Raw genomic sequence first — 20,994 nt, forward strand, 5'->3', positions numbered from 1 at the left:
GCATCACAGCAGGTGGGCCGCCGTCGTGTACGCGGACCGTGTTCGCCGGCGCAGGCTCCCTGAGATGCCGGCGGACCCCGGCCATCCGCACCGCCCGCGACCGCACCCTTCGCCGTCCGCCACCGCGACCGTCACCGCGCGCGACAGCGACTCCCGCCGTTTCCCACCTCGCCCTTCACTGTCCGCCACCCCGACCCTCACCGTCCGCGACAGCGACCCTGGGCGTCTCCCGCCGCGCCCCTCACCGTCCGCGACAGCGACCCTGGCCGTCTCCCGCCGCGCCCCTTACCGGGCGCGACAGCGACCCCGGCCGTCTCCCGCCGCGCCCCTTACCGGGCGCGACAGCGACCCTGGCCGTTTCCCGCCGCGCCCCTTACCGGGCGCGACAGCGACCCCGGCCGTTTCCCGCCGCGCCCCTCACCGTCCGCGACCACGTCCAGCGGCGACCTGCCGCACCGCGACAACTTTCGGCCGAAAGTCGCTCGTGACCGGTCGGCCACCTCCCGTTCGGCCAGCCGGTCGGACGCCTCCCACCTGCACGGTCGCCTCGACGATCGCGACGGCGTGTCCGTCGGCCCGGCCCGGGCGCCGGACCCGTCCGCAAGAAATTCCTGTCCGAATCATTGACGCACCCCGAGCCCCTCCGTAACTTGTGCCAGCAAGCGCTTACTTGAAACGATTCATGCATGCGGCGAAGAAGCCGGGGAGGGCCCGACTGTGGGAACCAGCAGGAATGTTGAGAGGCGTACGATCCTCAAGGCGGCGGGGGCGACGGCGGCCACGCTGGGGCTCGCCGCCACCACCGGGTGCGGGGGTGACAGCGGAACGTCGGCCGACGGGACGGTGACGATCCGTTACTCCTGGTGGGGTGCCGACGAGCGAGCCAAGAAGATCAACCAGACCATCAAGCTCTTCGAGAAGAAGTATCCGAAGATCAAGGTCAAGACGGACTTCCAGGACTATGTGTCTTTCTGGGAGAAGTTCCAGACGCAGGCCTCCGGCGGAAATCCCCCGGACGTTTTCCAAAACGCCGTCACATTCCTTAGGAAGTACGACAAGAGAGGTGTTCTGCTCGATCTCAAGTCGCAGATCGACGCGGGCAACCTGAGCCTCGACAACTTCCGCGCCGGGGTCACCAAGGTCGGCGAGGTCGACGGCAAGCAGCTCGGCGTCCCGGTCGGCTCCAACACCATGGCGCTGGTCATCGACAAGAAGGTCTTCCAGAAGGCGGGCGTCGAGCCGCAGACCGGCTGGACCTGGGACGAGTACTTCAAGGCCCTGAAGACCATCCACGACAAGACCAAGGTCCCCGGGGACACGGGCTACTTCAGCATCATGTACCTGTACGACCTGTACCTGCGTCAGAACGGAAAGGCGTTCTACACCAAGGACGGACTCGGCTTCGACAAGGCCGACCTGACGGAGTGGTGGCAGGACGGCTACAACCGGACGAAGGCCGGGCTCGTCACCAGCCCCAAGATCGTCGCCCAGGACCGCCCCAAGTCCTCGCTCTCCGCCGGGCACGGCGCCTCCGAGTTCACCTGGGACAACTTCACCGTCCGCTACAGCGCCGAAGGCGACAGCGAGTACGGCCTCGCGCCCATCCCCACCACCAACGGCAAGGACACCGGCCAGTACCTCGCCTCCCTGATGCTGAGCGCCTCCGCACGCACCTCGCACCCCAAGGAAGTCGCCCAGTTCATCAACTTCATGGTGCACGACCCCGAGGTCGGCAAGATCATGGGCTACGACCGCGGCATCCTCGCCTCGACCGAGCAGTACGAGGCGTTCAAGCCGACCGACGCGGTCAACAAGGAGATCGCGCAGTACGAGGCCGACACCGCCAAGGCCGGCGTCCTCGGCACGATCACCCCGCACCCCTCCGGCGCCGACACCATCGAGGCCGCCTTCCTGCGCATCGGCGGCGACCTCGCCCTGGGCAAGTCCTCGGTCTCCGCCTCGGTGAAGCAGTTCTTCGACGAGTCGCAGGCCGCCTTCCAGGCCTGACCCGACCGGAACGATTGGGAAGCACCGTGACGCTCGTCAAGGACTCACCGCCCGTCACCCGGAAGGCCCGCTCCGCCGCCCCCGCCGCCGTCAAGCGGCGGGGCCGCCGGGAGAACCTCGCCGGCTACCTCTTCATGTCCCCGTGGATCGCGGGCTTCCTGCTCCTGACCGCGGGCCCCATGGTCGCCTCGCTCTACTTCGCGTTCACCGACTACAACCTCTTCAACGCCCCCAAGTGGGTCGGTCTCGACAACTTCACCAAGATGTTCGACGACCCGCGCTGGCAGAAGTCCGTCGAGGTCACCGCGAAATACGTGATCATCGGCACCCCGCTGAAGCTGCTGCTCGCCCTCGGGGTCGCCCTGCTGCTCGCGCAGAGCCGGCGCGGACAGGCTTTCTACCGGGCCGCGTTCTACGCCCCCTCGCTCATCGGCGCCAGCGTGTCCGTCGCCTTCGTGTGGCGGTCGATCTTCTCCGACGACGCCATCGTCGACCGCGCCCTGTCCGCCGTCGGCATCCACGCCGGCGGCTGGGTCGGCAACCCCGACTGGATCCTCTACTGCCTGGTCGCGCTCACCGTCTGGCAGTTCGGCGCGCCCATGGTCATCTTCCTGGCCGGACTCAAGCAGGTGCCGAAGGAACTGTACGAGGCCGCCGAACTGGACGGTGCCGGGGCCTTCCGCAAGTTCTGGAGCATCACGCTGCCGATGATCTCCCCGGTGCTCTTCTTCAACGTCCTGCTGGAGACCATCCACTCCTTCCAGATCTTCGGCTCGGCCTACGTCGTCTCCAACACCTACTGCGGCCCGGCCGACGCCACCCTCGTCTACACCTGCTACCTCTACCAACAGGGCTTCAAGAACGCCCAGATGGGCTTCGCCTCCGCGATGGCCTGGATGCTGCTGCTCGCCGTCGCCCTGGTGACCGCCGTCCTGTTCTGGTCGCAGAAGAAGTGGGTGCACTACGCGGAGGACGCCCGATGAGCGCGATCACCACCAAGCCGACGGCGACGAAGTCCCCGGCCCCGAGCCGCAGGCGGACCGGCTCGCTCGCCTGGCACCTCGGCGCCCTGCTGCTCCTCGCCGTCATCCTCTACCCGGTCCTGTGGGTCATCGGCGCCTCGTTCAAGCCCAGCAAGGACATCATCAACAGCCTCCAGCTCTTCCCGGCCCACCCGATCCTCGCCAACTTCAAGGGCCTCGCGGACGGCATCGCCGACATCTCCATCTGGACCTTCTTCCAGAACTCCCTGCTGTACGCGGGCGGTTCGGTCGTCGGCATCCTGATCTCCTGCTCGCTGACCGCGTACGCCTTCGCCAAGATCAGGTTCGCCGGCCGGAACGTCCTGTTCACCCTGATGATCGGCACGCTCCTGCTGCCGTACCACGTGCTGCTCATCCCGCAGTACGTGATGTTCCAGAAGATGGAACTCATCAACACCTACGTGCCGTTGCTGCTCGGCAAGTACCTGGCGACGGAGGCGTTCTTCGTCTTCCTCATGGTGCAGTTCATGCGCAACCTGCCGAGGGAGCTGGACGAGGCCGCCCGCATCGACGGCTGCGGTCACCTGCGCACCTACTGGTCGATCGTGCTGCCGCTGTGCCGGCCCGCGCTGATCACCAGCGCCATCTTCACCTTCATCAACGCCTGGAACGACTTCATGGGCCCGCTGATCTACCTCAACGAACCCGGGAAGTACACCGTCTCCCTCGGCATGATGATGTTCCGCGACTCCGACGGCGTCGCCGCCAACTACGGCGGCCTGATCGCGATGTCGCTGGTGGCGCTGCTGCCCGTGCTGCTCTTCTTCCTCGCCTTCCAGCGCTATCTGATCGACGGCATGGCGACCTCCGGACTGAAGGGCTGAGGCGGTCGGCATGGCCCAGGCACGTGTGAAGGCACGCAAGGAGTCCCTGCTCGCCGAGCGGTTCGCCCTCTTCGCCGAGACCCTGCTGACCGGGGTGTGGATCGCCGTGGCCTCGCTGGGCGTGGTCACCTACCCGGCCGCGTTCGCCGCCGGCGCCCGCCACCTGCGCCGCCGCCTGGCCCACCAGGGCGGCGGCTGGCGGGAGTTCGTGAGCGACTTCCGTACGGCGGTGCGCGGCGGCTGGCTCGTCGGCGCCGCCGGCTGGGGCACGGCCGGCGTGGCCTGGGTCGACGTCCAGGCCGGCCGGGCCGGGCTGCCCGGCGGGTCGCTCGTCGGGGCCGTCGGCCTGTTCGCGGTGCTCGGCGCGCTCGTCGCCGGGCTGCGGGCGGCCGCGGTCTGGGAGCCGGGGGCCGCCTGGCGGAGCCTGCTCGCCCGGGCCGGCCGGCGCACCGTCCTCGATCCGGCCGGTTCCTTCCTGCTCGTCGGCGGACTGGCCCTGGTGGCCCTGTCCGGCTGGTTCACCGCCCCGCTGGCGGTGCCCGTCCTGGGCGCCGTCACGGCAGCGGCCGTCGCCGTGGAGGAGCGGTACCGGCACCGCTGAACGCACCAGGTCGGCGCCCTTCCCCCGGAGGCGCCGCACCTTCCCCTGTCATGCCCCTGACCACCGTATGGAACGACGCTTCCCGCACGGACAAGGAAAGGCTGCATCCCATGTCTCCCATCCCCCGCAGGTCCCTCCTCAAGGCGGCCGCCGTCGCCGGTGCCGCCGCACAGTTCAGCTGGGCCCTCGGCGCCGCGGACGCGCAGGCCGCGCCCAGAGCCGAGGCCGCCGCCGACGACCCCGTCACCCTGGACTGGCTGGAGGACGGCGGCCTGGGCGCCGCACCCGGCTCCACCGTCGGCGTCCCGTGGCCGATGGGCGTCCACGACGCCGACCAGACCTTCGCGCTGACGGACGCCGACGGCAAGGCCGTCCCCGTGCAGACCTGGCCGCTCGCCTACTGGCCGGACGGCTCCCTGAAGTGGACCGCGCACGCGGTGAGTTCGGGCTCCGGCAAGCTCACGCTGACGGCCGGCACCGCCGCGGCCCCCGACAAGAAGGTCACCGTCGACAACAGCGGCGGCACCATCGACGTGTCGACCGGCGTCATCACCGCGAAGATCGGCAAGTCGGGGGCGACCCTGATCAAGTCGGTCACCCGCGGCTCCACCGAGATCGCCAGGAACGGCCGGCTGGTCCTCATCCGCCAGCCCGAGATCGAGGACGAGGACCAGGGCACGGTCAAGACCGAACGCTTCGAGGGCGCCATCGACGAGGTCACCGTCGAGCAGGACGGACCCGTCCGCGCCGTCGTCCGCATCGACGGCAAGCACCGCAAGGGCGACCGCAGTTGGCTGCCGTTCTCCATCCGCCTCTACTTCTACGCCGGCGCCGACTCCTTCCGCATGGTCCACACGATCACCTACGACGGCACCCAGGAGCCGGGCAAGCCGAGCGGCGACTTCATCCGCGGCCTCGGCGTCCGCTTCAGCGTGCCCATGCGTGACGCGTCCTACGACCGGCACATCCGCATCGGCGGCGAGGGCACCGGCCTGCTGCGCGAGGCGGTCAAGGGCATCACCGGACTGCGCCGCGACCCTGGCGCCGCCGTGCAGGCCGCGCAGTTCGCCGGCCAGAAGCTGCCCGACCCGTCCACCTGGGACCAGCGGGTGACCACCCGGCTCCAGTACATCCCCGAATGGGGCGACTACACGCTCTCCCAGCTCTCCGCCGACGGCTTCACCCTGCGCAAGCGCACCAAGAAGGGCTACGGCTGGATCGGCGCCGGCGGCGGCAAGCGGGCCTCCGGCTTCGGGTACGTTGGCGGCGCGAGCGGCGGACTCTCCTTCGGCCTCAGGGACTTCTGGGAGAAGTACCCCGCCCAGCTCGACATCCGCGACGCCCACACCGACGTGGCCGAGGTCACCCTCTGGCTCTGGTCACCCGAGGCCCAGCCCATGGACCTGCGCTTCTACCACGACGGCATGGGCCAGGACACGTACGCCGAACAGCTCGAAGGCCTCAACATCACCTACGAGGACTACGAACCCGGCTTCGGCACCCCCTACGGCATCGCCCGCACCTCGGAACTGCTGTTCTGGGCCAACGAGTCGACGCCGTCGGCCGAGACCCTGGCCCAGCAGGTCGAAGCCGTACGGGTGCTGCCGCAGCTCGCCGCCCCGCCCAAGCAGCTCATCAAGGCCAAGGTATTCGGCCCGGGCCTGTACTCCGAACCCGACCGCTCCACGCCCGCCAAGGCCAAGATCGAGGACCACCTCGACTTCCTGTTCACCTACTACAAGGGCCAGGTGGAGCAACGCCGTTGGTACGGCTTCTGGGACTACGGCGACATCATGCACACGTACGACACCGTGCGGCACGTGTGGCGCTACGACATCGGCGGGTACGCCTGGGACAACTCCGAGCTCTCGCCCGACCTGTGGCTGTGGTACGCGTACCTCCGAAGCGGCCGCTCCGACATCTTCCGCTTCGCCGAGGCGATGACCCGGCACACCGGCGAGGTCGACGTCTACCACCTCGGCAAGTGGGCGGGCCTGGGCACCCGGCACGGCGTGCAGCACTACGCCGACAGCGCCAAGCAGCAGCGCATCGCCAACACCACGTACCGGCGCTTCTACTACTTCCTCACCGCCGACGAACGCGTGGGCGACCTCATGCACGCCAACGTCGACTCCGACGAGACGTTCCTCGTGCTCGACCCCCAGCGCAAGGTCCGCACCGACCCCTACACCCCGGACCGGCACGCCCTGTCCATCGGCTTCGGCACCGACTGGAGCGGCCTGGTGTCGGCGTGGCTGACCGAGTGGGAGCGCAAGGGCCCCAAGTGGGAGAAGGCCAGGGCGCGCGTGCTGTCCACGATGGAGGGCATCGCCGCCCAGCCCAACGGCTTCGTCCAGGGCAGCGGGCTGTACGACCTCGACACGGGCAAGTTCGCGGTCGCGGACACGCCGGTCGTCTCCGTCTCGCACCTCTCGGCGGTCTTCGGCCTCAACGAGCTGTGCGCCGAGCTGATCCACCTCGTCGACATGCCGAAGTTCAAGGAGGTGTACCTGGACTACTGCCGCTACTTCAACGCCACCAAGGCCGAGCAGAAGGCCCGTTACGGCTCCGACTTCGGCACGCTGCTGCTCTTCCAGGGGCACTCGCGCCTCGACGCGTACGCCGCCGTGCAGACCCGGGACGCGGCGCTGGCCGCGCGGGCGTGGGCGAAGTTCTACAACTCCGACGGGTACACGGAGTCCTCGCCCTGGAAGACCGAGGAGTTGAGCGGGCCCGTCGCCCTGGTGCCGGGGAACGAGGCGAGTTGGGTGTCGACGAACGACACCGCGCTCTACGGCCTCGCCGCGATCGAGGACCTGGCCCTGCTCGGGGACAAGATGCCGTAGCGCGTGGGGGAGTGGGGGAGTGGGAGAGTGGGGAACCGCGGGCCGGTGGGGGCTGGTCGCGCAGTTCCCCGCACCCCTTCCGGGGCGCCTCAGTGGAGCCTGGTGAGGATGTCCCGGACGCGGCGGGCGTCTCGGATGCGTTGTTCGTACGTGGCGCCCAGGGCCAGCAGGAGGAGGCCCGCCAGCGCCGGAGGCGCCCAGCGGGGGAGCGCACCGGTCAACTGGACCAGGTACGGCGCCAGTTCGTGCAGGGCGTCCAGGACGAGGGTCGCGCCGCCCAGGGCCAGGGGGGCCTGGAGGCGGTGGCGGGCGCCGAGCAGGGTGGTCAGCAGGGCCGCTGCGCCCAGCAGGAGCGGGCGGGTCCAGTGAGGGTCGCCCCAGGCGGCGGCGAGGCTCGGCAGCAGGGTCGCGGCCAGTCCGGGGCCGTACGCCGTCCAGGACGAGGCCAGCGGGTCGCGGTGCCGGCGCCAGGCGCCGACGAGCAGCGCCGGGACGGTGACCGGGAGGGTGTAGGCCTCGGGCGCCGCGACACCCCAGGCCGCCAGGCGTACCCAGGCGGCCAGGACGAACAGGGCGGTGGCCGCGTAGCCGGCGGCGCGACGGTCGGGGCGGGCCGCGGTGGCCGCCGCGATGACTCCGCAGAGGGCGAGGACGAGGGCCAGCGGCGCGGGGTCCGGGACGGCCAGGGCGACGGCGAGCAGCACGGTCGCGCAGGCGGCGGCCTCCAGGGCGACGGGCGCCGGGAGGCGGGCCGCGAGCAGGGCGGCGGTCGCGGGCACGACGAGCACGAGCAGCGCCGTGTGCTGCGGCGGCCAGCCGGCGGCGGCGCCGGTCGCGCAGGCCAGCGCTGCGGCGTACGCGTGCGCCGCCGGGGCGGTGACGGGCCGGAGGCCGGACCACCAGGAGGCCCCGGCGAACACGGCGGTCAGCGCCGCGAGCGTGGCCAGGGTGGCAGTCTGGGAGGCCAGCGCCTGGCAGGCGAGCGTGAGCGACGAGACCAGGGCGAGGACTGTGGCGGTGATCCGCGCGGGTGCGTAGGAGCGGGCGGTGACCAGCGCCGCGAGCGTGGCGAGCATGGTGGTCACGAGCCCTGCGGTGTACGGGAGTTGGAGCACGGCCGGCAGGGTGAGTACGGCGGCCCAGCCCAGCAACAGAGCGGCGTTGACCGCCCTCGGACGCCAGGTCGCGTCCCGCACCGCCGCCGGCAGTACGACCGCGACGGCCACCGGCACCCACGGCACCGCCCCCGCGTGCACCGGCCACGGCACGTCCACCGCGACCGCGGCCCGTGCGTCGGACGGGGCCCCGGACCAGGCCCGCCCCGCCCAGGAGACGGGACCCAGCAGCGTGACGGCGACGACCGGGAGGGTCCACAGGAGCGCCAGCGCCTGAACGCAGACGGAGGCATCGACGAGCCCCCGCCGCACGGCCTCGGGCAGCGCGGCCCGTACGGCCGCCAACAGGGCGACGCCGCACAGCAGATACCCGGGAACCGTCCAGTCGTCCGGCAGCATCACGCGCAGCGCCCCACCGCACGCGGCGACCACCAGCAGGCCCCCGAGCAGGGCGTTGACCGTGTCGAGGACGGGCGACCGGCCGCCGTCCGCCTCCGCGACGGGTGTCTGCGGTGCCGTCCGCGCCCGGTGCCAGGAGGCGGTCAGGGCCGTCGTCGCCGCGAGAGTGAGGAGCGCCGCCGCACGGGCGGCGGCGCTCGGGCCCGCTGCGCTCCAGGAGAGCCAGCCGGCCGCCAGAACGCCCCAGCCGCCCATGCCGTACGCGCCGAGAACGGCGGTGAGACGTACGGACCCGGCGGTCGCCCGGAGCGCCATGCCTGTGTCGAACCCCGCCGTCAGCAGCAGCGCGGCCGTGATGCCGTAGGGCCCCGCCGACACCGCCACCGCCCAGAGCAGGAGCGGGAGTTGAGCGGCGAGCAGCGCGGCCGGACGCGGCAGGCGCAGCCCGTCGACGCCCGGCAGCAGTCCGTACGCCGCCCACAGCCCCGCCAGGACCGCCGACGCGAGCGCCGCGTACCCCGTGCCGTCCGACCCGCCGAACGCCACCTCGTGCAGCGCGTACGCGTCCAGCACCGTCAGCGCGAGCCCCAGGCCGGCCACCGCCTCGGCCGTCGAGCGCAGCCCTCGCCCGAGCAGCACCGCCGGTGCCGCGAGCGCGCCCGCCGTCACCGCGCCGAGTACCGCGGCCCGCCCGGCGATGCCCAGATGCCCCCAGCCGACCAGCGTGAACGCGATCGCCGCGATGGTCAGCAGCGCACCGCCCAGGACCAGCAGCACGTTCTGGACACGCGGCGCGGTGGTCTCCGGCCGGGGCGCGGCCGGGGGTGCCACCGGCCGCAGCGAGGCCAGCAGCCAGGCGCGGCGGGTCAGCAACTGGGCCCGGCGGGCGTCGAGTCGCCGCAGCTCGGCGTCGAGGAGCCGCAACTCCTCGGCCGGGGGCGGAAGGTTCGTCATGCTGTGGAGTGTGGTCCGGGTCACGTCGTACGACATGAGTGCGGGTACTCAGGACGTACTCAGACAGCGGGCAGACTGCCCCCATGGACTGGACGCACTACCGCTTCCGCACCCTGTGGCGCCTGCCCGCGCCGACCGCCACCGTGTACGAGGCGCTGGAGCGGGCCGAGGACTACCCCCGCTGGTGGCCCCAGATCCGCGAGGTCACCAAGCTCGACGACAGCACCGGCGTGATCCGCGTCCGGTCCGTCCTGCCCTACGAGCTGACCTTCACCGCGCGCGAGGTACGGCGCGACGCCGGGGCCGGCGTCCTGGAGATCGCCATGTCCGGCGACCTCGACGGCTGGGCGCGCTGGACCCTCGCCCCGCACGGCACCGGCACCCTCGCCCGCTACGACCAGGTCGTCGACGTGCACAAGCCGCTGCTGAGGCGGCTGGCCGTGCCCGGACGGCCGGTGTTCCGGCTCAACCACCGGCTGATGATGCGCGCCGGACGGCGCGGACTGGTGGCGTACCTCGAAGCGGTTTGAAGGAAGGCGCCGGGGACCTGTATTGTTCACTGCGTTCCCGGGCGATTAGCTCAGTGGGAGAGCGCTTCGTTCACACCGAAGAGGTCACTGGTTCGAACCCAGTATCGCCCACCGGGAAAGGCCGGTCCGCCCCGTGCGGACCGGCTTTCTTCATGCCGCCGCCGGCAGCTCCGGGCGTAGTGGCCATTCCGTGCTCACCACTTCGTCCGTGCCGCTGCGCGCGAACCACGCCTGCAGGCCGCGTGCCTGCGCCGCGTGCCACGTCGTCTGCAGCGAGTGCAGCTCGGCCGGCGAGAGGCGCTCCAGCCGGGCCGCGAAACGGCGGCCCAGGGCCCGTACGACGTCCAGGGCCGCCAGTGCGTCCGCCCCCGCGTCGTGCGCGCCCTCCAGATCGACGCCGTAGTGCGCGCACAGGTCGGTGAGGGTGCGGCGGCCCTTGCGATAGCGGTCCAGGTGCTTGTCGAGGACCCGCGGGTCCAGCACCCGCAGCGGTGTCGACTCGAACCACCGGTCGAGCGAGGAGGCGCGATGGCGGCGCAGCTCGCGGTCCAGCAGCGTCAGGTCGAACGGCGCGTTCATCACCACCAACGGCCGTGCCATGGCCGCCTGTTCGGCCAGCTGCTCCGCTATCTCGTACATCACCGGCGCCGGCCAGCGGCCGTTGCGCTGGAGGTGTTCCTCCGTCAGCCCGTGCACCGCGGTCGCCGACTCCGGCACCGGCACACCCGGGTTGACCAGCCAGCGGGTCACCCGGGGCCGGGTGCCCGGGGCGTCCTGGACGACGACGGCTGCCGACACGATCCGGTCGGTCTCGACGTCAACGCCCGTGGTCTCCGTGTCGAAGGCGGCCAGGGGCCCCTCGTACCAGCACGTCATGCCTACCCAACTCCTCGTTCACCCACGGCAGCTGACGTTCCGTCTTCTGCCTGTTTGGTGATACCCGGGCTGTTTGCGCACTACGCCGGGAGGACACAACAGGAGTACGGGTCTTTGCAGTTCAGCGGCCCGCAGCGGGGATTCACTTGGCTTGGAAGGCTGTTTGGTCATGGCGATAGCGCAGCCCGAGCGGGGCGGGCTGCTGCCCGAACGCACGGGCCCCCATCGCGGCACACTCGCCACCACCGCCTGCATGGAGACACTGCAGGTGGGCTATCTGCACGCCGTCGCGGCGGCGGCCGGCTGCTCGCTGTCGCAGCCGTTCCCGGACAACGGCATCGACTGGCACGTCAGCCACGGCTCACCCGGGCACACCGTCGACGACGAGGTGACCATCAAGGTGCAGCTGAAGTGCACGTACCAGGTCGCGCCCAACCCACCGGGCCGCTTCTTCTCCTTCACGCTCGACAACGACCACCTGCGCAAGCTCGCGCGCACGCCCGTGTCGGTGCACAAGATCCTGGTGGTGATGCTCGTCCCGAGATCCCGGGACGACTGGCTCAGAGCCAGCCACGACCGCCTCGACCTCAGGCACTGCTGCTACTGGGTCAACCTGGCCGGCCACGCGATCACCGGCCGGAACCGCACCACCGTGCGCATACCGACTTCACGCATCTTCGACGACCGGGCGCTGTGCGAGATCATGACGCGGGTCGGGACGGGAGGCAGACCATGACGCACCGCCCCCTGGACGAGCCAGTGCGGCCGGTGCGGCCGCATCCCGTGGATGCCGCCTGGCACCGGCCCCCCGAGCCCCACCAGGTCGACCCGGCCGTACTGGGCGCCCTGCTGCGCCGGCACGGCTGGCAGCGCCGCGGCGGCGCCCCCGGACGCTACGGCCGCTGGACCCCGCCCGGCCCCGGCGGCACCGGCACCAGCCTGCTGGTCCCCGAGAGCCGCGCCTTCCCCGACAGCGACGACCTGCTCGGCGAGGCCCTCCTCGCGCTCAGCCGCAGTGCCATGCCCTCCGCCCGCGAGGTGCTGGTCGGGCTCGCCGTGCCCAGCGACGAGATCCGCTGGTGGCGGGACGTGCCGACCGGCCCCGCCGACACCGCCCCCTGGTCGGTGGAGGAGCAGCTGCGCTCCGCCGCCCGGCAGATGCTGCTCGCCGGCGCCCTCGCCACCCGCGCCCGCGCCGGCTACCACGGCGTCCGGCACCGCCGCTCCGCCGCCGCGCTGCTGGAGCACGTCCTCGTCGGCCCCGCCACCGGGGGCGACCGGCTGACCGCGTTCGTGCCCGTCGGCACCGGACGCCCGCTCGCCGTACGCCTCCACCAGGCCCTGTACGCCGCCCGCGAGGCCATCGACTACCAGCGGGCCACCGGCGGCATGGACGCCTTCGACGGCGCCGTCGAGGCGGGCGTCAGCCGCGAGCTCACCGAGGCCCTCGTCGCGCTCGTGCGCGGCACCGAGGGCGCCCGGATCGCCGTCGAGTGGGCGCCCGCCGCCGGGGTGCCCCAGGACTGCGCGGCCACCGCCGAGCCCGTCGAGTTCTCCCCCGGCGACCTGCCCGCGCTGCGCGAGGCCGGGGCCCGCTATCTGCGCGAGGAGCCGTCCGTGCCCGTGCGGATCACCGGCGCCGTGGTGCGCCTGCGCAGGTCGGGGCCACGCGGCGAGGGCAGCGTACGGCTGCGGGTGATCGCCGGGGCCGAGGTCCCGCACGTCCGGCTGACCCTGGACGAGGAGGACTACCGGATCGCCGGGCAGGCGCACCTGGTCGGACTGCCGGTGCGGGTGCAGGGACGGCTGGAGAGCCGCGGCGGCTTCCGGCGGCTGACCGGCGCCTCGGGCGTCGTACCCGTGCAGGTCGACGAGGCCGAACGGGACCGGCTGATGAAGTCCCTGCAGGAGAACCTGGACTTCTTCGAGGAGGCCTGCGGAGGGGACTGACGGCGGCACCGGTTTCGCTAAGGAGGGGCCGGGGTCGGTACGATCCCCTATTGCGCGCGCTCCTGGTATGGCGCCGCACCCACCTTCAGTCAGGAGAGACCGGTGTCAGACGTCCGTGTGATCATCCAACGCGATTCCGAGCGGGAAGAACGCGTGGTGACGACGGGCACTACGGCCGCCGAGCTCTTCGCCGGCGAGCGCTCGATCATCGCCGCGCGCGTGGACGGCGAGCTCAAGGACCTCGCCTACGAGGTCGGGGACGGCGAGACCGTCGAGGGTGTCGAGCTCTCCTCCGAGGACGGCCTCAACATCCTGCGCCACTCCACCGCCCACGTCATGGCGCAGGCCGTGCAGGAGCTCTTCCCCGAGGCCAAGCTGGGCATCGGCCCGCCCGTGAAGGACGGCTTCTACTACGACTTCGACGTGGACAGGCCGTTCACGCCCGAGGATCTCAAGGCCATCGAGAAGAAGATGCAGGAGATCCAGAAGCGCGGCCAGCGCTTCTCGCGCCGCGTGGTCACCGACGAGGCCGCCCGCGAGGAGCTCGCGAACGAGCCCTACAAGCTGGAGCTGATCGGCCTCAAGGGCTCCGCCTCCGCCGACGACGGCGCGGATGTCGAGGTCGGCGCCGGCGAGCTGACGATCTACGACAACCTCGACGCCAAGACCGGCGAGCTGTGCTGGAAGGACCTCTGCCGCGGTCCCCACCTGCCCTCCACCCGCCTCATCCCGGCGTTCAAGCTGATGCGCAACGCGGCCGCCTACTGGCGCGGCAGCGAGAAGAACCCCATGCTCCAGCGCATCTACGGCACCGCCTGGCCGTCCAAGGACGAGCTGAAGGCCTACCTGGACTTCCTCGCCGAGGCCGAGAAGCGCGACCACCGCAAGCTGGGCAGCGAGCTGGACCTGTTCTCCATCCCGGAGCAGATCGGCTCCGGCCTCGCGGTCTTCCACCCCAAGGGCGGCATCGTCCGCCGCGTGATGGAGGACTACTCGCGCCGCCGGCACGAGGAGGAGGGCTACGAGTTCGTCTACACCCCGCACGCGACGAAGGGGAAGCTCTTCGAGACGTCCGGGCACCTGGACTGGTACGCCGACGGCATGTACCCGCCCATGCAGCTGGACGAGGGCGTGGACTACTACCTCAAGCCCATGAACTGCCCGATGCACAACCTGATCTTCGACGCGCGCGGCCGCTCCTACCGCGAACTGCCGCTGCGCCTGTTCGAGTTCGGGACCGTGTACCGGTACGAGAAGTCGGGCGTCGTGCACGGCCTCACCCGCGCCCGCGGCTTCACCCAGGACGACGCGCACATCTACTGCACCCGTGAGCAGATGTCGGAGGAGCTCGACAAGACGCTCACCTTCGTCCTCGGCCTGCTGCGGGACTACGGCCTGACCGACTTCTACCTGGAGCTGTCCACCAAGGACCCGGAGAAGTTCGTCGGCACCGACGAGGTCTGGGAGGAGGCCACCGAGACCCTCCGCCAGGTCGCCGAGAAGCAGGGCCTGCCGCTGGTGCCCGACCCGGGCGGCGCGGCCTTCTACGGCCCCAAGATCTCCGTCCAGACGAAGGACGCGATCGGCCGCACCTGGCAGATGTCGACCATCCAGCTCGACTTCAACCTGCCCGAGCGCTTCGACCTGGAGTACACCGGCCCGGACGGCTCCAAGCAGCGCCCGGTCATGATCCACCGCGCGCTTTTCGGCTCGATCGAGCGGTTCTTCGCCGTCCTGCTGGAGCACTACGCGGGCGCGTTCCCGGCCTGGCTGGCCCCCGTCCAGGCGGTCGGCATCCCGATCGGCGACGCGCACGTGGAGTACCTGGAGAAGTTCGCCGCGGCGGCGAAGAAGCAGGGACTGCGCGTCGAGGTGGACTCCTCCTCCGACCGCATGCAGAAGAAGATCCGCAACGCCCAGAAGCAGAAGGTGCCCTTCATGGTCATCGCGGGCGACGAGGACATGTCGAACGGCTCGGTCTCCTTCCGCTACCGCGACGGCTCCCAGGAGAACGGCATCCCGTTCGACGAGGCCATCGCGAAGATCGTGAAGGTCGTCGAGGAGCGGGCTCAGGTCTGATCCGGTGCTGACGCGGGGCCCTCGGGAGGTCAGCCTCCCGGGGGCCTCTCGTCGTCCTCCCGGGCGAACACCTGCAGCAGCCAGGAGGCGAAGGTGCCGGTCACCGCGCCGATCAGGGCGAGCCCGATCGCCATCACGCCGACCGCGATCAGCCGGCCCAGCGGGGTCACCGGGGCGATGTCGCCGTAGCCGACGGTCGTCAGGGTCGCGCAGGTCCACCAGACGGCGTCCCCGAACGTCCGCATCGACGCGCCCGGCGCCCCGCGTTCTTGCTGGTAGACGGCGAGGGCACCGGCGAAACCGAGCAGTACCGTCGCCAGCCCCGAGTACGCGATCACGCGCGCGTGCAGCGCGAGCCGCGGCCTGCCGTGCCGGCGCTGCACGGCCTCGTACACCTTGACGACCCGCAGCGGCCGCAGCAGCGGCAGGATCAGCACCACCGTGTCCAGCCAGTGCTTCCGTACGAAGCGCAGCCCCTGTCCGCTCAGCCGCCAGCGCACCGCGTAGTCGACGGCGAACAGCGCCCAGGCGGCGAACAGCACCGCCAGGCACACGTCCGGCCAGACGTCCGCCAGATCCCGGGCCAGCACGCGGACCGCGTACGCCGCGAGGTAGACGAGCGACGCCAGCGCGAGGGGGATCTCGGTGCGCCGCTCCCAGCGGTCCTTACGACGGTCAGCGTCCACGCGCCCAGCTTCGCCCGGCGGGCCTTTCCCGCAACCCCGGCGACACGCCGCGAACGGGCGACGCCATATGCTGCACTGCATGACGAGTGAGCCGGAGCAGCAGTTGGGAGTGGGGACGCAGGACGCCTTCCAGCGTCTGTGGACGCCCCACCGGATGGCCTACATCCAGGGCGAGAACAAGCCGACCGGCCCGGGGGCCGACGACGGCTGCCCCTTCTGCTCGATCCCGGCCAAGTCCGACGAGGACGGGCTGATCGTCAAGCGGGGCGAGCAGGTGTACGCCGTGCTCAACCTCTACCCCTACAACGGCGGCCACCTCATGGTCGTGCCCTACCGTCACGTCGCCGACTACACCGACCTCACGGACGCCGAGACGGTCGAGCTGGCCGCGCTCACCAAGCAGGCGATGACCGCCCTGCGCACGGCCTCCGGCGCACACGGCTTCAACATCGGCATGAACCAGGGCACGGTCGCCGGTGCCGGCATCGCCGCCCACCTGCACCAGCACATCGTCCCCCGCTGGGGCGGCGACACGAACTTCATGCCGGTGGTGGGCCACACGCGGGTACTGCCGCAGCTCCTGGCCGACACCAGGAAGATGCTGGCGGAGGCGTGGCCGACGGCGTGATCGTTCCTCTCAGCGCGTCCGGCACGCTCAGCCCGTCTGGGGGCGCAGCTCCCAGGAACGCGCGCCCCCACCCGCACCGCACGACGGCCCAGGCGCCGCAGACCTACGCGTCGTAGACGTCGGCCTTCTTCGGTACCGGGTCCTGGACCTGCGTGCTGAGGAAGGCCGACCGCGAACCGAACTTCTCCGTGTCCACGCCGTTCTCCCGCAGCACCCGTATCGCCGCCGCGTGCACGACCCGCAGCACCGGCGTCGCCGCGCGCAGCGCGTCGTCGGCCATGAAGCGGTGGCGCCAGGGCTGGTCGGCCCAGGCGTGCCGCAGGCCGAAGGGCTCGGGCAGGGCTATGGTGCCGCCGAGCCAGTTGAGCAGGGGCGGGTACCAGGAGATCGGGGCGCGCACGGCCAGCCGTACCACCTCGTCGGTGTTGACCAGCGGAAGGGCCACCTTCCGGGTCTCCCACGGCTTGAAGGACTTCTGCACTTCCTTCGTCGGCGCCTCGGGCTTGCTGGTGAACAGCGGGTTCACCGGGCCCAGCGCATGTCCGGTGACCTCGATGCGCAGCGTCTTGTGCAGCACGGTGACCGTGATCATCATCGTGATGACCAGCTGCCCGTCCCACAGCGTCCACTGCACGCCCAGGTAGTGCCGGTCGCCCGCGCCGAACTGCTGGTTGTTGCAGATCTCCTGTATGGCGTGCTGCTTGACCTGGAACGCCTCCACGTCGGTGCCCTCGGGGCGGGACACCGCCTTCGCGCCCTCCCCGATCGGCGTGACGATCCAGTGCCGTACGGACGCGGTCGGGAAGCCGCCGGTGTTGATGGTGTTGCGCTCCAGCATGCGCAGGTCGTCGTGGATGGCCCGGATGACGTCCCAGCTGCGGAAGGGGTGGATCTCGCGGGTCGGGTCGGAGGGCTCCAGGTCCTCGGCGAGCTGCCAGCTGCCCCAGCGCGTGCCCATGCCGAGGATGCCCTTGGGGCCGGCGTAGAACACGGAGTTGGACTGCTGCTCGGCGCTGAGCCGGCCCAGGGCCTGGCGCAGCGTGTCGGCCTTGGTCTCGCCGGGGCTGGTCGGCACCGCCTCGGGCACCTTGGCGCCGACGCTGCTGCCCGCCAGCAGGCTGTCCCAGCGCTCCCGCAGGTCCTTCGCGGTGCGCTCGCATATCTGCTTGGCCCAGAACCAGCCGATGACGGGCAGGACGACGCACGCGCGCGCGTACCAGGCCCAGAACCCCGAGAACGGCATGCGGATCAGGAAGATCACCGCGAGCGCCCCCACCGCCACCAGCAGCGTGGTGGCCATGGCGCCGGCCCTCTTGTCCTCGCGCCTGGCGACCGTGGTGCGGATCTGGAAGACCAGCAGCCACACCAGGAGGCCGGGCAGGAACAGCAGACCGCAGAGCACCATCACGATGGCCAGCCGCTGGTCGCGGTCCTTGCGGATGTTGTTCGCGGCGAGGCAGTGCTCGACGACGACCTGCGGCTCGGCGCCGAAGGACTGGATGAGCGGTTTGCGGCCGGGCCCCACCATGCGGTCCACCACCGCCCGGGAGAAGGCCTCGCCCAGGTTGGGCCGGAATATCCTCGCCCAGGGCAGGCCGGGTTTGACGGTGGTCTGGTGCCACTCGTTGTCGGCCTTCTTGATGTCCGCCACCGGGTTGTCCCGGTAGGCGGCGGAGGCCAGCGCGAACGTCGCGGTCTGGCCCTCGTCGCCCGTGCGCGGCACCTGCGGACCGAAGATGTCCGCGTAACCGCTCTCAACGGTCATTCCCGCCCCCGATCGCCGCCGGATCCCGCTCCTGCGGCTCTTCCCGACTTCCTTGCTCCGCACACCTGTTGATCAGGTCGTCATCATGATCCCTTGCTCACACGACGACTTGATCGGCTGGTGATCAGCGTATCCCCAGCCACCGACATTCGTCGGCGGACGGCCGAAGCCGCCCGCCGACGCGGAGGGGAGCGTTCCGTACAGGCCACTTGGCGGCGCCCCGCGTCGACCACGAGACGCCGACCACGAGACGCCGACCACGAGACGCCGACCACGAGGCGTCGACTACGAGGCGTCCTTCGCCTCCTCGCGGATCCTTTCGGCGATCTGCGGCGGCATCGGCTCGTGCCGCGCGTACCGGCGGCTGAACCGTGCGGTGCCGTGGGAGAGGGAGCGCAGGTCGACCGCGTAGCGCCCGATCTCGATCTCGGGCACCTCGGCCTTGATCAGGGTGCGTCCCCCGCTGGTCTGTTCCGTGCCCAGCACCCGGCCGCGCCGCCCCGACAGGTCGCTCATCACGGCGCCCACGTAGTCGTCGCCGACCAGCACGCTGACCTCGGCCACCGGTTCCAGCAGATGGATCTTGGCGTCGGCCGCGGCCTCCCGCAGCGCGAGCGCGCCGGCCGTCTGGAAGGCGGCGTCCGAGGAGTCCACGGAGTGCGCCTTGCCGTCCAGCAGCGTCACCCGTACGTCGATGAGCGGGTACCCGGCGGCAACTCCCTTGGCCGCCTGGGCCCTTACACCCTTCTCCACCGACGGGATGAACTGCCGCGGCACCGCGCCGCCGACCACCTTGTCCACGAACTCGATGCCCGAGCCGCCCGGCAGCGGCTCGACCTCGATCTCGCAGATGGCGTACTGGCCGTGCCCGCCGGACTGCTTCACATGCCGCCCCCGCCCCGCCGACTTCCCGGCGAACGTCTCCCGCAGGGAGACCTTGTGCGGGACGACGTCGACCTGGACGCCGTAGCGGCTGCGCAGCCGCTCCAGCGCGACGTCCGCGTGCGCCTCGCCCAGGCACCACAGGACCACCTGGTGGGTGTCCTGGTTCTGCTCCAGCCGCATCGTCGGGTCCTCCGCGACCAGCCGGGACAGGCCCTGCGAGAGCTTGTCCTCGTCCGCCTTGCTGTGCGCCTGGATGGCGAGCGGCAGCAGCGGGTCGGGCATCTCCCAGGGCTCCATCAGGAGCGGGTCGTCCTTGGCCGAGAGGGTGTCCCCGGTCTCCGCGCGGCTGAGCTTGGCCACGCACACCAGGTCGCCGGCGATGGCATGGGTCACCGAGCGCTGCTGCTTGCCGAACGGCGTGGACAGCGCGCCGATGCGCTCGTCGACGTCGTGGTCCTCGTGCCCCCGGTCGGCGAGCCCGTGCCCGGAGACGTGCACCGTCTCGTCGGGGCGCAGCGTGCCGGAGAAGACCCGGACCAGGGAGACCCGGCCGACGTAGGGGTCGGACGCCGTCTTGACGACCTCGGCGACCAGCGGGCCTTCCGTGTCGCAGGGCTTGATCTCGCGCGGCTTGCCGTCGATCGTGGTCACCCCGGGCGTGGGGTGCTCGAACGGTGTCGGGAAACCGCCCGTGACCAGCTCCAGCAGCTCGACCGTGCCGAGCCCCTGCCGGGCGCCCTCGGCGGCGGGCGCGGCGGCCAGCACGGGGAAGAACACCCCGCGCGCGACGGCCCGTTCCAGGTCCTCCACGAGGGTCTTGTAGTCGATCTCCTCGCCGCCGAGATAGCGGTCCATGAGGGTCTCGTCCTCGCTCTCCGAGATGATTCCCTCGATCAGCCGGTTGCGGGCCTCCTCGATCTGCGGTAGCTGGTCCTCGCCCGGCTCGGACTCCTTGCGCTCCCCGGAGGAGTAGTCGAACAGCTTCTGCGACAGCAGTCCGATCAGTCCGGTCACGGGCGCGTGCCCGTCCGGTGCGGCCGGCCCGTGCAGCGGAAGGTACAGCGGGAGCACGGCGTCGGGGTCGTCGCCGCCGAAGGCCCCGGCGCAGATGCGCGTCATCTCCTCGAAGTCCGCGCGGGCCGCCTCCAGGTGCGTGACGACGATGGCCCGCGGCATGCCGACGGCCGCGCACTCGTCCCACACCATGCGGGTCGAGCCGTCCACGCCGTCCGAGGCGGAGACGACGAAAAGGGCCGCGTCCGCCGCTCGCAGACCGGCCCTCAGTTCTCCGACGAAGTCGGCGTATCCGGGGGTGTCGAGGAGGTTGACCTTGACGCCGGCCCATTCCACCGGCACCAGGGAGAGCTGCACCGAGCGCTGCTGCCGGTGCTCGATCTCGTCGTAGTCGGAGACGGTGCCGCCGTCCTCCACGCGGCCCGCCCGGTTCACCGCCCCCGCGGTCAGCGCGAGAGCCTCCACCAGAGTCGTCTTGCCCGATCCGGAGTGGCCGACCAGCACCACATTCCGTACGGACGCGGGGTGGTCGGCCGCCGTAGCCCTGCCGGCGGCCCCGGGGTGTGCGTTCGCCTTGTCGCCCATGATCCTGCCTCCCGTGCACGGTGAGGTCACTGTGGGCGCGGACATGCGGATCCGCGTGCGATGGCGGCTCCGGTGACGCCCGCGGTTCTTCGAGCTTTCCACTCCCGTCACGGTGCGTCCATACGACGGACGTGATCGTGCCACCCGGCCGTGCCCGAGGGGGCCGCCCGGCTGGGCCACAGGGCCCGCAACCGCGTCGTGACCGGT

General features: G+C 71.2%; 15 protein-coding genes and 1 tRNA gene. 11 read left to right on the forward strand and 5 right to left on the reverse strand.

The window, feature by feature from the left end; translation table 11 throughout:
• The first annotated feature begins 717 nt into the window (after positions 1 to 717).
• From ACYF6T_RS23485 to ACYF6T_RS23505, 5 genes are all read left to right on the forward strand, one after another.
• The gene (locus tag ACYF6T_RS23485; protein ID WP_461698786.1) at positions 718 to 2,007 is read left to right on the forward strand and encodes an ABC transporter substrate-binding protein; all 1,290 of its coding nucleotides are present in this window, start codon (positions 718 to 720) and stop codon (positions 2,005 to 2,007) included.
• Positions 2,008 to 2,033: 26 nt separating this feature from the next.
• The gene (locus ACYF6T_RS23490) at positions 2,034 to 2,990 is read left to right on the forward strand and encodes a carbohydrate ABC transporter permease (RefSeq protein ID WP_461698787.1); all 957 of its coding nucleotides are present in this window, start codon (positions 2,034 to 2,036) and stop codon (positions 2,988 to 2,990) included.
• A complete protein-coding gene (locus ACYF6T_RS23495) occupies positions 2,987 to 3,874 on the forward strand; it encodes a carbohydrate ABC transporter permease (protein WP_461698788.1) in 888 nt (295 codons plus the stop codon). Before ACYF6T_RS23490 ends, ACYF6T_RS23495 begins: the two co-directional genes overlap by 4 nt.
• Before the next feature lie 10 nt (positions 3,875 to 3,884).
• The gene (locus ACYF6T_RS23500) at positions 3,885 to 4,475 is read left to right on the forward strand and encodes a hypothetical protein (protein ID WP_461698789.1); all 591 of its coding nucleotides are present in this window, start codon (positions 3,885 to 3,887) and stop codon (positions 4,473 to 4,475) included.
• A gap of 110 nt (positions 4,476 to 4,585) precedes the next feature.
• On the forward strand, positions 4,586 to 7,321 hold the full coding sequence (locus ACYF6T_RS23505) for an exo-rhamnogalacturonan lyase family protein (RefSeq protein WP_461698790.1): 2,736 nt from the start codon (positions 4,586 to 4,588) through the stop codon (positions 7,319 to 7,321).
• A gap of 89 nt (positions 7,322 to 7,410) precedes the next feature.
• On the opposite strand, the gene ACYF6T_RS23510 is transcribed toward ACYF6T_RS23505, so the two are convergent.
• Positions 7,411 to 9,789, reverse strand: a complete 2,379-nt coding sequence (locus tag ACYF6T_RS23510) for an SCO7613 C-terminal domain-containing membrane protein (protein ID WP_461698791.1) — start codon at positions 9,787 to 9,789, stop codon at positions 7,411 to 7,413.
• An 83-nt stretch (positions 9,790 to 9,872) separates the two neighbouring features.
• Here ACYF6T_RS23510 and ACYF6T_RS23515 point away from each other — a divergent pair, with 83 nt between their 5' ends.
• Together ACYF6T_RS23515 and ACYF6T_RS23520 are read left to right on the forward strand one after the other, a co-directional pair.
• Positions 9,873 to 10,319 carry an SRPBCC family protein gene (locus ACYF6T_RS23515; RefSeq protein ID WP_461698792.1) on the forward strand — a complete coding sequence of 149 codons (447 nt, stop codon included), beginning with the start codon at positions 9,873 to 9,875 and terminating at the stop codon, positions 10,317 to 10,319.
• Positions 10,320 to 10,358: 39 nt separating this feature from the next.
• A tRNA-Val gene (locus ACYF6T_RS23520) sits at positions 10,359 to 10,430 on the forward strand.
• 39 nt (positions 10,431 to 10,469) lie between these two features.
• On the opposite strand, the gene ACYF6T_RS23525 is transcribed toward ACYF6T_RS23520, so the two are convergent.
• Positions 10,470 to 11,195 carry an exonuclease domain-containing protein gene (locus ACYF6T_RS23525; protein ID WP_461698793.1) on the reverse strand — a complete coding sequence of 242 codons (726 nt, stop codon included), beginning with the start codon at positions 11,193 to 11,195 and terminating at the stop codon, positions 10,470 to 10,472.
• A 169-nt stretch (positions 11,196 to 11,364) separates the two neighbouring features.
• Here ACYF6T_RS23525 and ACYF6T_RS23530 point away from each other — a divergent pair, with 169 nt between their 5' ends.
• The 3 genes from ACYF6T_RS23530 (at position 11,365) to thrS (ending at position 15,224) form a co-directional block, all read left to right on the forward strand.
• Positions 11,365 to 11,931, forward strand: coding sequence for a DUF4365 domain-containing protein (locus ACYF6T_RS23530; protein WP_461698794.1), 567 nt, complete (start codon positions 11,365 to 11,367; stop codon positions 11,929 to 11,931).
• The gene (locus tag ACYF6T_RS23535; RefSeq protein ID WP_461698795.1) at positions 11,928 to 13,145 is read left to right on the forward strand and encodes a hypothetical protein; all 1,218 of its coding nucleotides are present in this window, start codon (positions 11,928 to 11,930) and stop codon (positions 13,143 to 13,145) included. Before ACYF6T_RS23530 ends, ACYF6T_RS23535 begins: the two co-directional genes overlap by 4 nt.
• 102 nt (positions 13,146 to 13,247) lie before the next feature.
• The gene (thrS, locus tag ACYF6T_RS23540) at positions 13,248 to 15,224 is read left to right on the forward strand and encodes a threonine--tRNA ligase (RefSeq protein ID WP_461698796.1); all 1,977 of its coding nucleotides are present in this window, start codon (positions 13,248 to 13,250) and stop codon (positions 15,222 to 15,224) included.
• Between the two features lie 29 nt (positions 15,225 to 15,253).
• Here thrS and ACYF6T_RS23545 read toward each other — a convergent pair whose 3' ends face one another.
• Positions 15,254 to 15,910: a potassium channel family protein gene (locus ACYF6T_RS23545; RefSeq protein WP_461698797.1), complete on the reverse strand. Its 657-nt coding sequence runs from the start codon at positions 15,908 to 15,910 to the stop codon at positions 15,254 to 15,256.
• Positions 15,911 to 15,977: 67 nt separating this feature from the next.
• On the opposite strand from ACYF6T_RS23545, the gene ACYF6T_RS23550 reads away from it, so the two are divergent.
• Positions 15,978 to 16,538 carry an HIT family protein gene (locus ACYF6T_RS23550; RefSeq protein ID WP_461698798.1) on the forward strand — a complete coding sequence of 187 codons (561 nt, stop codon included), beginning with the start codon at positions 15,978 to 15,980 and terminating at the stop codon, positions 16,536 to 16,538.
• Positions 16,539 to 16,641: 103 nt separating this feature from the next.
• Here ACYF6T_RS23550 and ACYF6T_RS23555 read toward each other — a convergent pair whose 3' ends face one another.
• Together ACYF6T_RS23555 and ACYF6T_RS23560 are read right to left on the reverse strand one after the other, a co-directional pair.
• Entirely contained in the window at positions 16,642 to 18,303 is a 1,662-nt protein-coding gene (locus ACYF6T_RS23555) for a hypothetical protein (protein ID WP_461698799.1), read from the reverse strand.
• A gap of 285 nt (positions 18,304 to 18,588) precedes the next feature.
• The gene (locus ACYF6T_RS23560; protein WP_461698800.1) at positions 18,589 to 20,787 is read right to left on the reverse strand and encodes an elongation factor G-like protein EF-G2; all 2,199 of its coding nucleotides are present in this window, start codon (positions 20,785 to 20,787) and stop codon (positions 18,589 to 18,591) included.
• Positions 20,788 to 20,994: the final 207 nt, after the last annotated feature.

Source organism: Streptomyces sp. 7R007, from assembly GCF_054850255.1.

Excerpts from the sequence above, each read along its gene's own strand:
- ACYF6T_RS23505 (WP_461698790.1), top strand. The coding sequence starts at position 4,586 with ATGTCTCCCATCCCCCGCAGGTCCCTCCTCAAGGCGGCCGCCGTCGCC.
- ACYF6T_RS23515 (WP_461698792.1), top strand. The coding sequence starts at position 9,873 with ATGGACTGGACGCACTACCGCTTCCGCACCCTGTGGCGCCTGCCCGCG.
- ACYF6T_RS23550 (WP_461698798.1), top strand. The coding sequence starts at position 15,978 with ATGCTGCACTGCATGACGAGTGAGCCGGAGCAGCAGTTGGGAGTGGGG.
- ACYF6T_RS23525 (WP_461698793.1), bottom strand. The coding sequence starts at position 11,195 with ATGACGTGCTGGTACGAGGGGCCCCTGGCCGCCTTCGACACGGAGACC.
- ACYF6T_RS23510 (WP_461698791.1), bottom strand. The coding sequence starts at position 9,789 with ATGACGAACCTTCCGCCCCCGGCCGAGGAGTTGCGGCTCCTCGACGCC.
- ACYF6T_RS23555 (WP_461698799.1), bottom strand. The coding sequence starts at position 18,303 with ATGACCGTTGAGAGCGGTTACGCGGACATCTTCGGTCCGCAGGTGCCG.
- ACYF6T_RS23560 (WP_461698800.1), bottom strand. The coding sequence starts at position 20,787 with ATGGGCGACAAGGCGAACGCACACCCCGGGGCCGCCGGCAGGGCTACG.
- ACYF6T_RS23500 (WP_461698789.1), top strand. The coding sequence starts at position 3,885 with ATGGCCCAGGCACGTGTGAAGGCACGCAAGGAGTCCCTGCTCGCCGAG.
- ACYF6T_RS23495 (WP_461698788.1), top strand. The coding sequence starts at position 2,987 with ATGAGCGCGATCACCACCAAGCCGACGGCGACGAAGTCCCCGGCCCCG.
- ACYF6T_RS23530 (WP_461698794.1), top strand. The coding sequence starts at position 11,365 with ATGGCGATAGCGCAGCCCGAGCGGGGCGGGCTGCTGCCCGAACGCACG.
- ACYF6T_RS23535 (WP_461698795.1), top strand. The coding sequence starts at position 11,928 with ATGACGCACCGCCCCCTGGACGAGCCAGTGCGGCCGGTGCGGCCGCAT.